Here is an 11,760-nt window from a genome sequence, read left to right as displayed (position 1 = left end):
CTTGTCGAGAAGATTAGTGAGTGACGACGGCGGTCGGGGCGAAGGCTTTGGCGGGCAGGCCGTCGCGCCGATCCAGGTAACGGGCAAGGGTAGTGAGGGCCAACGCGCCGGCGACGATCAGGGCGCCGATCCAGGGCGTGGCCATCAGTCCGAGCCTGGCGACGATCAGGCCGCCGCCCCAGGCGCCCAGCGCGATGCCGACATTGAAGGCGGCGATGTTCAGGCCCGAGGCGACGTCCACCGCCTGCGGCGCATCCCGCTCGGCGCGTTGCACCACGTAGACTTGCAGGCCCGGCACGTTGCCGAAGGCGACTGCACCCCAGGCCAGCACGGTGCCCAGGACCAGCCACTTGTTGGGTGCGGTGAAGACAAGCGCCAGCAGCACCAGCGCGAGCAGCGCGAACACGATCTGCAGCGCCGGCAGCGGTCCCTTGCGATCGGCCAGCTTGCCGCCCCAGATATTGCCGGCCGCGACCGAGACGCCGTAGACCAGCATCACCAGGCTCACGCTCGACGCCTTGAAACCCGAGACTTCCTGCAGCAGCGGCGCCAGGTAAGTAAAGGCGATGAAGGAACCGCCGTAACCCAGCGTGGTCATCGCGTACACCAGCAGCAGGCGAGGCTTCCTGAGGACCGCAAGCTGGGTCAGCAGGCTCGATGGTTTGCTGCCCGCAATGTGGGACGGCACCAGGATCCAGCTGCCCACAAAGGCCACCACCCCCAGCAGCGACACCGCGAGGAAGGTCGCCTGCCAGCCGAAGTGCTGGCCGATGAAGGTCCCGAGCGGCACGCCGGTGACCAGGGCCACGGTCAGGCCGGTGAACATCAGCGCGATCGCGCTGGCCGCCTTTTCCTTCGGCACCAGGCCGGTGGCGATGGTCGAACCGATCGAGAAGAAAACACCGTGGGCCAGGCCGGTGAGCACGCGCGCCGCCATCAGGGCGGCATAGCCGGGCGCCATCCAGGCGACCAGGTTGCCGATGGTGAATAGCAGCATCAGGCCGAGCAGCAGCTGCTTGCGCGGCACGCGCCCGGTGAGCGCGGTCAGTACCGGCGCACCGACCGCCACGCCGAGCGCATACAGGCTGACCAGCAGGCCGGCCGAGGGCACCGATACCTGCAGGCTGGCCGCGATGGTGGGAATGAGGCCGACGATCACGAATTCCGTCGTGCCGATGGCGAAGGCGCTCAGCGTGAGCGCCCAGAGAGCGAGTGGCATGGGGTTCTCCTTTTATGCCGGATTGATCCAGACCGGCAGTGTGCGCGTTCCGCCCGCATGGAAAAATGCCTTGACGTACAATTTACTTTTGACGTGGAGTCACGAATGATCGACGTAGAGGCACTGATTGCATTTTCTACCGTCATAGATATGGGCTCGTTCTCGCGCGCCGCCGAGCGCCTCGGCCAGACGCCTTCGGGCGTGTCGCGTACCATTTCGCGGCTCGAGGACGCGCTCGGCATGACGCTGATGCACCGCACGACGCGGCGCCTGCAGCTGACCGAGGAGGGGAGCTGGCTGCTGGGGCGGGCGCGCAGCCTGCTGGCCGAACTGGCCAATACGGAAGCGGAAGCGGCGGCGCGCCGCTCGCAGCCTTCCGGCCTGGTGCGGGTGAACGCCGCCACGCCCGCGCTCGACCATTTGCTGGCGCCTCTGGTGCCGGAATTCCAGGACGCCTACCCCCTGGTACAGCTGGAACTGGTCAGCGGCGAAACCTATGTCGACCTGATCGAGGAGCGCGCCGACCTGGCGATCCGCATCGGCGCGCTGCCCGATTCGACCCTGAATGCGCGCCGCCTCGGCGCGAGCCGCCTGCGCGTACTGGCCGCGCCCGCGTACATCGAGAGGCACAGGGCGCCGGAAAGCGTCGAGGCGCTCAAGGCGCATCGCACGCTCGGCTTCACGGCGCCCGCGACCCTGAATACCTGGCCCTTGCGCCACGCGGGCGGGGAGGGCTGGACGGTGACGCCCGCGGTCACGGCCTCGAGCGGCGAAACGGTGCGCCACCTGGCGCTGGCCGGCGCAGGCCTGGCCTCGCTGTCGCACTTCCTCACGCGCGCCGACGTGGAGGCGGGCCGCCTGGTTCCGGTACTGGAAGACGCCACGCTGCCGTGGACCCAGCCAGTGTGGGCCGTGTTCTACAAGCAGGGATCGCTGGCGCCGCGGGTGGCGGCCCTGGTGGACTTCCTCGCGCGCCGCTTGAAGGACGTACTCGACAGCTAGCGCGAGCGCATGCTTTTGGCGCTGTCATCGTTGGATGTGGAAAACGGCGATTGCCGTCTGCAGCAGGTGCTCGGGGCCGTTAATCCGGTCTTCATCCAGCACCCAGCGCCAACCAAGGTAATTCGGCAGATAGCGCGAAGCAACGCCGTGAAAGCGCGACAGCCAGCCGCGCAGGCGCTGGTGGTAAGCGTTGACGTTCTGGACGTGCACGGCGCCGCGCATGCGCTCACCCGTCCGCAGGTTGACAAACGCATGCGCAATCCCAGCCTCGCGCGCGAAGGTCCGGTATGCAACATGCGCGTCGGTCACCAACAGCACGTCGGGGTCGAGCACGGGCAGCAGGTGCCGGTGCAGCTGTCTAGCCGTGACGGCAGCCCGTCCGGTCACGCACGAGCAGGTCTGGCCGCCGCGGTCGCGGGCAACAAGGATGCAGTCATGTTCGCGGCTGATGCCTCGGGTACGGGCATGGCCCCCACGCTTGCGGGCCGGCCGATCCAGGCGGCGCGATCCCTTTTGTGATTCGAGGATGAACATCTCGTCTGCTTCTGCGATGCCGATGAGGAGCTCGGGCTGGTCGAGCCGTACCCCGTCCAGAAAGCGGTGGCGCCAGCGAAAACTGGTGTTGCGATGCACGCCAACGCGCTTCGCTGCCGCGCGCACGCTGCGCGAGTCGAGCATGTCCCTGAGGTAGTCGAGCCATTTGGATCGGTGGCGCAGCCTGGCGAGGGGCGTGCCAGTCAGGGCACTGAAGGTACGGCCGCAAGAACGGCAGCGGTAGCGCTGCAAGCCCCGGACGATGCCATGGCGATAGTGGTGGATGCTGCTACAGGCGGGGCAGCACAGGGGAGCAGGCCGGGCGCCATCAATGGCTTCGCACACCTGATCCAGGCCAAGCGCCGGGCGCAAGGATTCGATCAGCACCGATCGTTGCTGGCGGCTGAGCAAGCCAGCCTGTTGCAGCAGACGACGAAAGCCGGCGGCATTCATGGTCCCTCCTGGTTATCGACCCAGCTTGGACACGCGCTCAGCTCAGCAGTTCAATTTCCACACTCAGCGGTGACAGCGCCATGCTTTTTGGAGATGGGCTGAACCTTCGGATAGGACTAGTGTCAGTACGCTTGTCCAAAACCGAGGAGACCACCATGAACGCCACCAAGCCCGTCGAAGACGGCATGCACACCATCACGCCTCACCTGGTTTGCGCCGGCGCGGCCGACGCCATCGCCTTCTATGGCCGCGCCTTCGGCGCCGTCGAGGTCATGCGCCTGCCCGGCCCCGGCGGCAAGCTGGCCCATGCCGCCGTACGCATCGGCGACTCGATGCTGATGCTGATGGACGAGTTTCCTGACTGGGACGCCACCGGCCCTGCCGCGCTGGGCGGCACCCCGGTGACCATTCACTTGGCTGTACCCGATGTGGACAGCGCCTTCGAGCGGGCGGTGGAGGCGGGCGCGGTCGCGCGCATGGCGCCCGCCGACATGTTCTGGGGCGACCGCTACGGCGTGGTCGAAGACCCCTTCGGGCACCGCTGGTCGATGGCTACCCACATCCGCGACGTCTCGCCAGAGGAGATGGCGGCGGCGATGCAACAGGGCTGTCCGTAGGCAGAAGCGGGCAGGCGCTGCCGGAGCGCATTATGATGGCGGTTTCTCCTCATTGAAGTGAAGACCGCCATGCATCCATCCGACATTTTGCGCATCGCAGCCTTTTCCGACGGCGACCAGGGCGGCAACCCGGCCGGCGTCTGGATCGGCGCGGCGCTGCCGCCCGCCACCGAGATGGCGGCGCTGGCGCAGGCGATCGGCTTTTCCGAGACGGTGTTTGCTGCGCCCGAACCCGCCGGCCAGCACCAGGCCTGGCGCGCGCGCTATTTTTCGCCCGAATCCGAGGTGCCCTTCTGCGGCCATGCCACCATCGCGCTGGGCGCGGCGCTGGCGCGCCGCTTCGGCGACGGGCGCTATGCGCTGGCGCTGAACGCGGCCGCGATCTCGGTCGAGGGCAGGAAGGATGGCGAACGGGTGGCCGCCAGCCTGCAGTCGCCGCCGACCCGCAGCGCAGCCGCGCCCGCCGCCCTGGTCGAGGCCTTCCTCGCGCTGTTCGGCTATACCCGCGCCGACCTCGACGAGCGCATCCCGCCGGCCCTGGCCCACGGCGGCGCCGACCACCTGGTGCTGGCGCTGAACAGCCGCGCCGCCCTGGCGCGCATGTCCTACGAGCTGGACGCCGGACGGCGCCTGATGAACGAGCACGGCATCGTGACCGTCGTGCTGGCCCTGGCCGAACACCCGCAGCTGTTCCATACCCGCAATCCGTTCGCCTCGGGCGGGGTACTGGAAGACCCGGCCACCGGCGCCGGCACCGCTGCGCTGGCGGGCTATCTGCGCGACCTCGGCTGGCCGCACGGCGGACGCATCGAGGTGGTGCAGGGCGAGGACATGGGCATGCGCTCGCGCCTGAGCGCCGAGATCGGAGACGAGCCCGGCAGTTCGATCCGGGTCTCCGGCAGCGCCCGCGTGATGTAGACCGCTGGTTGCTGGTCCAGCCGCACCTGATAGTTTGGTATGACAGGCTGATGACATGGCTCGACCGGATTGTGAAGACATTGTTAAGTACGAGCGTGCTCCAGTTGTAGGACTAGTCTTTCAGTTCTGTAGGAAAAATAGAGGCAAGAAAGCACTTCAGCTCAGCAATTAGATTGTTGCTGAACAGATTGATAATTTGATTCAGACAAGTTCTGTTTCACAATCTCAATCCGGAGTTCTTCATGTCGCTATTCGATCCAGTCGTGTCTCACCCCGCCGGCAACTCGGCACGCCTTGCTCGTGAAGCGCGTGCCGCAGCGCGCTTCATCGAGCGCCTGCCGTTCACCGTTCGCCGGGTGGAAACCGAGGCCGACCTGCTCAAGGCCGTCAACATCCGCCACGCCGCCTACGCGCGCCATGTGCCGGAATTCGCGCGCTCGCTGGCCCTGCCCGAAGCGGCCGACTATGAAGACGACAGCATCGTGCTGCTGGCCGAGTCGAAGCTGGACGGCACGCCGATCGGCAGCACGCGTATCCGCACCAACCTGCATCGTCCACTGGGCGTCGAGGAATCGGTCGCATTGCCGGACTGGCTGCAGGGCCGCCGCCTGGTCGAAGCGACGCGCCTCGGCATCGACGAGGGCCGGGTCGGCCGCGTGGTCAAGCTGGCGCTGATCAAGGCCTGCTTCATGTACTGCGAAGACAATGCCATCGATTATTCAGTGGCCACCGGCCGCCCGCCGGTCGACCGCCAATATGAACAGCTGTTGTTTGCCGACGTGTTCCCGGGGCAGGGCGCGATCCCGCTGCGCCATGTCGGCAACCTGCCGCACCGCGTCATGGCCTTCGAGATCGCCAGTTTCGAGCAGCGCTACCGCGACGCCGGCCATCCGCTGGTCAAGTTCTTCTTCGATACCCACCACCCGGATATCGATGTCGGACCGGCGACCCCGCCGCTCCTGGCCAGGATCGCGTATGCGAGGCAAATAAAGAATTTGGCGTTGCAGCCGCGCGAATTCGTGGCCATCTGACCAAATATTGCATGACGGCATCACTTTAAAGCTGTATCCTTGCGCCTTGATGCGCCCGCCTTTTGCGGCTGGCGCTTCCGACCGCATCGATCCAGCCTATGCCCATTCCAACACCACAACGTCGTTCTTCGCTCCTGGCCGCCGCGCACGCGGTGGTGGAGCAGGTGTTGAAGTTGTTCTCGTATTACCTGATTCCGCTCGGGATCGGGCTCGTTTCCCTGATCGCACTGGTGTTCTGGCACGACCAGTACCGCACCGTCGGCGACGTGCCGCTGTCGATGCACGTCACTGTCCAGCAGGAAGCGAATCTCGTCCCCGGCGCCGCGCTGGCGCGCGCCCGCGCGGCCGGCCTCGTCACCTCCCATGACACCCGCCTGTCCGAAGACCCGGTCTGGTTCGTCTTCGAGCCGATGCCGCGCGCGGGCAGCCAGGTGATCGAATTCCCGTCGCGCCATGCGATCGACGTGGCCTGCTGGGATGCCGTCAGCCTGGCGCCGCTGGGCGCCGCCATCCGTGGGTCCGGCACCGGATCGATCGAAGGGTCCAAGGCCGGCTTTGCCCTGAAGCTGGCACAGTTGCCGACCGAACTGCTGTGCCGGGCAAGCTTTGCCGGTCCGGCGCGCCTGTCGGTGCTGCAATGGCCGGCCGACCAGTACGAGCTGTCGGTCGAGCAGTACCACCGCAAGTCGGGCCTGCTCGACGGCGGCATGGTGGTGCTGGCCATCTTCATCCTGATCACGGCCCTGATCAACCGCCAGCCGATGTACGTGCTGTTCGCCGGCTGGCTGGTGCTGAACCTGCGCGTGGCCGCGCTGTCGGCCGGCTGGGACATCCAGTGGCTGGGCCAGACTATTCCTTCCGACTGGCTGCTGCTGAGCCGTTCGGTGGGCATCACCCTGTACGGCATCGCCACCCTGACCCTGTACCAGGCGCTGCTGAAGGAAAACATTGCGGCGCTGCGCTACGTGCTGCCGTTCCGCGTCATGCAGTGGCTGTGCATGCCGATGCTGGCCGCCGCCATCCTGCTGCCTTACGGCATGTACCTGCCGCTGCTGTGGGGCATCACCGTGTGCTGCCTGTCGGTGATGACGGTGGGCCTGTTCAAGATCATCGCGGAATCGCGCAACCGCGTTGCGTCCTGGTTTGCCGCCTCGTTCGCGGTCAGCTTCCTTGCCACCATCGCCGAGGTCGCCTCGGCGGCGCTCGGCATGCGCGAGCTGCTGGGCGTGATCAACAGCGTCACCGCCGCGCTGGCTTCGAGCCTGCTGGCGGCGCTGGCCGTGGCCGAGCAGATGCGGGTCGAGACCGTGCAGCGCGAGGAAGCCCAGCAGCAGCTGGAGCACGCCTACCAGGCCATGCCGGTGGGCCTGTTCACGCTCGACATGGTCGGTCACTTCCTGAGCGTCAATCCGGCGCTGCAAAAGATGCTGGGCATTGCCAGCTTCGTGCCGGGCCGCACCGCGTGGCGCCAGTTCTTCACCGAAAGCACCTGGACCGAACTGCACGAGCAGGTGCATGCGAAGGCCGAGGCCGAGATGGAGCTGACCAGCCGCGACGGCAGCCAGCGCTTCCTGGTCAGCGCCACGCTGGCGCGTTCCCGCATCGAGGGCGTGCTGCAGGACACCACCGAGAAACACAAGGCCACCGAGCAGCTGCAGTTCATGGCCAACAACGACCCGCTGACCAAGGTCTTCAACCGCCGCGGCATCGAGCGCGAATTCGCCCTGGCCGCCGGTGGCATGGGCGCCGGCAAGCCGATGGCCCTGGCCTACGTCGACCTCGACCGCTTCAAGCTGATCAACGACCTGTTCGGCCACGCCGCCGGCGACGAAGTGCTCAAGCAGGTGTGCGAGCGCATGGCCACCATGCTGGCCGGCGGCCAGCAGATCGGCCGCGTGGGCGGCGACGAATTCGTGGTCCTGATGCCGGAAACGGCGATTCCGCTGGCCTCGATCATTTGCCGCGGCATCGTCGACCGCCTCGGCAATACGCCCTACCGCGTGGGCGACAAGGCCTTCCACGTGCGCGGTTCGGTCGGCCTGATCGAAGTCACGCCGGGCATGGCCATGAAGGATGCGGTCTCGACTGCCGACCGTGCCTGCCGCGAAGCCAAGCAAGGGGCAGGCGAGGGCCTGGTGGTGTACGAGCGCGGCGCCGAAGCCTTCCGCCAGCGCGCGGCCGAGCTCGACATGGTGGCGCGCCTCTCCGGCCCGAACGCCACCGATGGCCTGCTGCTCGAGATGCAGCCGATCATGTCCCTGGCCAGCCCGCGCGAATCGCTGAATTTCGAAGTGCTGCTGCGCATGCGCGAGCCGGATGGCCGCGTGGTGCCGGCAGGCGCCGTGATCTCGGCGGCCGAGAAGAGCGGACGCGCGAGCATGATCGACCGCTGGGTGCTGAACACCACGCTGGCCTGGATCGCCGAGCACGCCGAGCAACTGGTCAATACTCGCTTCGTGTGCATGAACCTGTCGGGCGCCTCGCTCAACGACGAGCGTTTCGTGCAGGACACCTTCGACATCCTGGGGCGCTACGTGCACGTGGCCAGCCGCCTGTGCCTGGAGATCACCGAGAGCGTCGCCCTGCACGACCTCAACAACACGCGCCGCTTCATCGACCAGGTGCGCAGCTTCGGCGTGAAAGTGGCGCTGGACGACTTCGGGGCAGGCTACACCTCGTTCTCTTACCTGAAGGAACTGCCGGCCGACGTGCTCAAGATCGACGGTAATTTCATCGTGAACATCAATGCGCACCCGGCCAATGTTGCGATCGTGGAAGCGATCGTCAGCCTGGCGGGCAACCTGGGCATGAAGACGATCGCGGAATGGGCTGAAGACGCGGCCACCGTGCAGACGCTGGCGGAGATCGGCGTGGATTACGTGCAGGGCTGGGCCGTGGCCCGCTCGCAGCCGCCGGAACGCATGCTGGAAGCGCGCTCGGCTGCGGACTTCATCACGCATCCGGATGTGCTGGAACTGCTCAGGCTGCTGGAGTCGCCGTCACAGCTGCATCTGGCGAGTGTGACGCGCTTGCGGGACGTGCACTGAAAAGCCGGGCGCGCTTAGTCCAGCGTCGCCAGGGTGCGCCTGGCCCCCGCATCCATCAACAGGAACTGCGCCCGCGCTGCCTTGAGCGTGGCCACGTCGCGCATCATCGGCTTGGCCTTGACGCGCGGTAGCAGCTGGCGGCGCTGGACGGGTGGCGGCGGCAGGGTGCCATGTTCGGTGGCAAGTGGATACGGGTCTGCGCGCGTGATGCCTTCGTCCGCCGGCGAACTCGCCAGGCGCACCATGGTCATGCCGCTGTCGCAGGGCTGGTCGGTCAGGGTGACGCGGCCGGCGCCATCAACGCATTTGACGATGTCCGAACCGGCATGGGCAACAGGCGCGGCCATTGCCGCGATGAGGATGCTGAGACAGAGGTGACGCTTCATGGTCGACTCCTTGTACTGGAGCCTCCATTGTCCGAATCCGTCTTACACGCTTCTGTTCGCTGGCTCACGCGTGCGCGCCATGCGCACGGGAATCTCTCAGCCGTGCGGCCGTTCCGCCACCAGCTGCACTTCCACCAGGAAACCGTAATGCAGGCCAGGGACCGGCACCACGGCGCGCGCCGGCCGGTGCTCGCCGAACACGCCGGCATACGCGGTATTGAACGCAGGCCACAACTCGACGCCCGCCAGGTAGGCCGTGCATTGCACCACGTCATGCAAGCCGCAGCCGGCCGTGCGCAGGATCTTTTCGCACTGGTCGAATACCGAGGCGCATTGGGCCTCGAACGAGGCATCGGCCAGGTCGCGTGCCGGCAATACGCCCGACACGAAGACCAGGCCGCCGCGCGTGACGACGGCCTGTGAATAATGCCCGGCAGGCGCAGGCAGCTCGGGCGACTGGATGAAGTCCATCAGGCGTCCAGGGTCTGCATCAGTTCGGCGAAGCGCGACAGGTCGACGTTGCCGCCGCTAATCAGGATGCCGACGCGTTTGCCCTTGACGTCCACCACGCCGTGCAGGGCCGCAGCCGCCGCCAGGCAGCCGGTCGGCTCGACCACCATCTTCATGCGCTCGGCAAAGAAGGCCATGGTCTGCACCAGCTGGGTGTCGCTGACGGTAACGATGTCGTCCACGGCGCGGCGGATGACGTCGAAGTTGTGTTCGCCGATGTGGGTCACCATGGCGCCGTCGGCGATGGTCTTGGGCACGGCGATGTGCACGATTTCACCCTTGCGCAATGACTGCTGGCCATCGTTGCCGGCTTCCGGCTCGACGCCGATCACCTTGCAATTCGGCGACAGTGCGCGCGCGGCCAGTGCGCAGCCGGCCAGCAGGCCGCCGCCGCCCAGGCACACCAGCAGGATGTCGAGCTCGCCGACTTCCTCGAACAGTTCCTTGGCCGCCGTGCCCTGGCCGGCGATCACATCGGGATGGTCGTAGGGCGGAATCAGGGTCATGCCGCGCTCTGTAGAGATGCGGCGTCCGATCTCTTCGCGATTCTCGGTATAGCGGTCGTAGGTGATGACTTCGCCGCCGTATTCCTTGGTCGCCTTGACCTTCAGGGCCGGCGCGTCCTGCGGCATGATGATGGTCGACTTGATGCCGGCCAGCTTCGCCGACAGGGCAATCGCCTGCGCGTGGTTGCCCGACGAAAAGGTCAGCACGCCGGCGGCGCGCTGGGCATCGTCGAACTTCGCGATCGCGTTGTACGCACCGCGGAACTTGAACGCACCCATGCGCTGGTAGTTCTCGCACTTGAAGAACAGCGTGCCGCCGGACAGTTTGTTGGCCGTGGTCGAGGTCAGCACCGGCGTGCGGTGCGCAGCGCCAAGGAGGCGCTCGGCGGCCAGTTCGACGTCACGGTAGGAGAGGGCGGCGGATTGGGTCATGGCGGGCTCGCGAAAGTCGAAAGCCGACAGTATAGCGAACCGCGGGACGCCCACGGTCCATCCTCCCCGCATGGAATCAAACGCGCGCTTGCGTTTTTCTTCATTTTGTTCTTTAATTTCTGTAATCACAGAAATAAGAGAAAATCATGAGCCTGAGTCCGACCGCACAGAAATTCGTCCTGCACTGGGGCGAAATGGGCACCCGCTGGGGCGTCAACCGCACCGTGGCGCAGATCCATGCGCTGCTCTATCTGGCCGAGCGCCCCCTGACCGCCGACGACATCGTCGACACGCTCGGCGTAGCGCGCTCCAACGTCAGCAACAGCCTCAAGGAGCTGCAGAGCTGGAAGCTGGTGCGCGTGACCCACGTGCTGGGCGACCGGCGAGACCATTTCCAGGCCCTGCAGGACGTGTGGGAAATCTTCCGGGTCATCCTGGAAGAGAGGAAGCGCCGCGAAATCGATCCTACCCTGAGCGTGCTGCGCGAGTGCGCCATCGAAGGCGAAGAAGACAAGGAACTCGATGGCGCGACCCTGGCGCGCATGCAGACCGTGCTCGAGTTCCTCGAGATGCTCAGCACCACCTTCCAGGACTACCAGCACCTGCCGCCGCAGACCCTGCAGCGCATGCTTGCGATGGGCGGCGCGCTGGCGCGCTTCCTCCCGGCCGGCAAGGAAAAGCCATGAGCGACCTGACCCTCTATTACGACGGCCGTTGCCCCTTCTGCGTGGGCAGCATGCGCCGGCTGCACGACTGGGACCGTAAGCGGCAACTCGCCTTCGTCGACATCGCGCAGCCCGGCTTCGACCCCTCGCCGCTGGGCGCCGGCATGGCGGCGCTGAACCGTGAACTGCACGGCATGACGCGGGCGGGGGAGGTCCTGGTCGGCATCGACTGCATGCTCGCCGCCTACACCCTCGCCGGGCGCGGCTGGATGGTGTGGCCGCTGCGCGTGCGCGCGCTGCGTCCGCTGCTTGCCAGCGCCTACCGCTGGTTCGCGCGCCACCGCTACGCGATCTCGCGCCGCCTGGGTCTGCGCCTGCCGGCCAGGTGCGAGGACGGTGTGTGCAGCGTCGGCAATCCATTCATGAAATAAGGGGAACAC

At 66.5% G+C, this 11,760-nt stretch carries 12 protein-coding genes; 7 read left to right on the top strand and 5 right to left on the bottom strand.

All coding sequences use genetic code 11. The annotated features are described in order from the left end of the window. Nucleotides 1-13 precede the first annotated feature (13 nt). Nucleotides 14-1,219 (bottom strand): MFS transporter, encoded by a 1,206-nt coding sequence (locus LK539_RS23165; RefSeq protein ID WP_227803429.1) that lies wholly within the window; start codon nucleotides 1,217-1,219, stop codon nucleotides 14-16. Nucleotides 1,220-1,324: 105 nt separating this feature from the next. Between LK539_RS23165 and LK539_RS23160 the strand changes: the two genes are divergently transcribed. Further along, nucleotides 1,325-2,221 (top strand): LysR family transcriptional regulator, encoded by an 897-nt coding sequence (locus LK539_RS23160; RefSeq protein ID WP_227803428.1) that lies wholly within the window; start codon nucleotides 1,325-1,327, stop codon nucleotides 2,219-2,221. A 24-nt stretch (nucleotides 2,222-2,245) separates the two neighbouring features. Here the strand turns inward: LK539_RS23160 and LK539_RS23155 are convergent, their stop codons facing one another. Further along, complete coding sequence (locus tag LK539_RS23155; protein ID WP_307729134.1) at nucleotides 2,246-3,208, bottom strand: IS1595 family transposase; 963 nt, start codon at nucleotides 3,206-3,208, stop codon at nucleotides 2,246-2,248. 155 nt (nucleotides 3,209-3,363) lie between these two features. Here LK539_RS23155 and LK539_RS23150 point away from each other — a divergent pair, with 155 nt between their 5' ends. The 4 genes from LK539_RS23150 to LK539_RS23135 all read left to right on the top strand — a co-directional run bounded on the left by LK539_RS23150 (nucleotide 3,364) and on the right by LK539_RS23135 (nucleotide 8,821). Continuing rightward, nucleotides 3,364-3,825, top strand: a complete 462-nt coding sequence (locus LK539_RS23150) for a VOC family protein (protein WP_227803427.1) — start codon at nucleotides 3,364-3,366, stop codon at nucleotides 3,823-3,825. 69 nt (nucleotides 3,826-3,894) lie between these two features. Further along, a complete protein-coding gene (locus tag LK539_RS23145) occupies nucleotides 3,895-4,743 on the top strand; it encodes a PhzF family phenazine biosynthesis protein (RefSeq protein ID WP_227803426.1) in 849 nt (282 codons plus the stop codon). A gap of 242 nt (nucleotides 4,744-4,985) precedes the next feature. Further along, nucleotides 4,986-5,774, top strand: a complete 789-nt coding sequence (locus LK539_RS23140) for a hypothetical protein (protein WP_227803425.1) — start codon at nucleotides 4,986-4,988, stop codon at nucleotides 5,772-5,774. A 98-nt stretch (nucleotides 5,775-5,872) separates the two neighbouring features. Next, nucleotides 5,873-8,821: a bifunctional diguanylate cyclase/phosphodiesterase gene (locus LK539_RS23135; RefSeq protein WP_227803424.1), complete on the top strand. Its 2,949-nt coding sequence runs from the start codon at nucleotides 5,873-5,875 to the stop codon at nucleotides 8,819-8,821. Between the two features lie 14 nt (nucleotides 8,822-8,835). Here LK539_RS23135 and LK539_RS23130 read toward each other — a convergent pair whose 3' ends face one another. The 3 genes from LK539_RS23130 to LK539_RS23120 form a co-directional block, all read right to left on the bottom strand. After that, on the bottom strand, nucleotides 8,836-9,207 hold the full coding sequence (locus LK539_RS23130; protein WP_227803423.1) for a DUF4124 domain-containing protein: 372 nt from the start codon (nucleotides 9,205-9,207) through the stop codon (nucleotides 8,836-8,838). Nucleotides 9,208-9,303: 96 nt separating this feature from the next. After that, nucleotides 9,304-9,678, bottom strand: a complete 375-nt coding sequence (locus LK539_RS23125; RefSeq protein ID WP_227803422.1) for a RidA family protein — start codon at nucleotides 9,676-9,678, stop codon at nucleotides 9,304-9,306. Beyond that, nucleotides 9,678-10,655: a threo-3-hydroxy-L-aspartate ammonia-lyase gene (locus LK539_RS23120; RefSeq protein ID WP_227803421.1), complete on the bottom strand. Its 978-nt coding sequence runs from the start codon at nucleotides 10,653-10,655 to the stop codon at nucleotides 9,678-9,680. Before LK539_RS23120 ends, LK539_RS23125 begins: the two co-directional genes overlap by 1 nt. A 146-nt stretch (nucleotides 10,656-10,801) precedes the next feature. Between LK539_RS23120 and LK539_RS23115 the strand changes: the two genes are divergently transcribed. Beyond that, on the top strand, nucleotides 10,802-11,341 hold the full coding sequence (locus LK539_RS23115; protein ID WP_227803420.1) for a GbsR/MarR family transcriptional regulator: 540 nt from the start codon (nucleotides 10,802-10,804) through the stop codon (nucleotides 11,339-11,341). Next, entirely contained in the window at nucleotides 11,338-11,751 is a 414-nt protein-coding gene (locus LK539_RS23110) for a thiol-disulfide oxidoreductase DCC family protein (RefSeq protein ID WP_227803419.1), read from the top strand. The genes LK539_RS23115 and LK539_RS23110 overlap by 4 nt, the downstream gene beginning before the upstream one ends. Nucleotides 11,752-11,760 lie beyond the last annotated feature (9 nt).

The sequence above is a fragment of the Massilia sp. IC2-476 genome (assembly GCF_020707295.1).
GTDB lineage: Bacteria > Pseudomonadota > Gammaproteobacteria > Burkholderiales > Burkholderiaceae_D > Telluria.
The sequence above is the reverse complement of the archived record's forward strand: the minus strand, read 5'-3'. Positions and strand labels throughout refer to the sequence as shown.

Bases quoted from the DNA above. Each gene is read 5' to 3' on its own strand.
- LK539_RS23125 (WP_227803422.1), bottom strand. From the start codon at position 9,678: ATGGACTTCATCCAGTCGCCCGAGCTGCCTGCGCCTGCCGGGCATTAT.
- LK539_RS23135 (WP_227803424.1), top strand. From the start codon at position 5,873: ATGCCCATTCCAACACCACAACGTCGTTCTTCGCTCCTGGCCGCCGCG.
- LK539_RS23140 (WP_227803425.1), top strand. From the start codon at position 4,986: ATGTCGCTATTCGATCCAGTCGTGTCTCACCCCGCCGGCAACTCGGCA.
- LK539_RS23145 (WP_227803426.1), top strand. From the start codon at position 3,895: ATGCATCCATCCGACATTTTGCGCATCGCAGCCTTTTCCGACGGCGAC.
- LK539_RS23115 (WP_227803420.1), top strand. From the start codon at position 10,802: ATGAGCCTGAGTCCGACCGCACAGAAATTCGTCCTGCACTGGGGCGAA.
- LK539_RS23150 (WP_227803427.1), top strand. From the start codon at position 3,364: ATGAACGCCACCAAGCCCGTCGAAGACGGCATGCACACCATCACGCCT.
- LK539_RS23160 (WP_227803428.1), top strand. From the start codon at position 1,325: ATGATCGACGTAGAGGCACTGATTGCATTTTCTACCGTCATAGATATG.
- LK539_RS23120 (WP_227803421.1), bottom strand. From the start codon at position 10,655: ATGACCCAATCCGCCGCCCTCTCCTACCGTGACGTCGAACTGGCCGCC.
- LK539_RS23165 (WP_227803429.1), bottom strand. From the start codon at position 1,219: ATGCCACTCGCTCTCTGGGCGCTCACGCTGAGCGCCTTCGCCATCGGC.
- LK539_RS23130 (WP_227803423.1), bottom strand. From the start codon at position 9,207: ATGAAGCGTCACCTCTGTCTCAGCATCCTCATCGCGGCAATGGCCGCG.
- LK539_RS23155 (WP_307729134.1), bottom strand. From the start codon at position 3,208: ATGAATGCCGCCGGCTTTCGTCGTCTGCTGCAACAGGCTGGCTTGCTC.
- LK539_RS23110 (WP_227803419.1), top strand. From the start codon at position 11,338: ATGAGCGACCTGACCCTCTATTACGACGGCCGTTGCCCCTTCTGCGTG.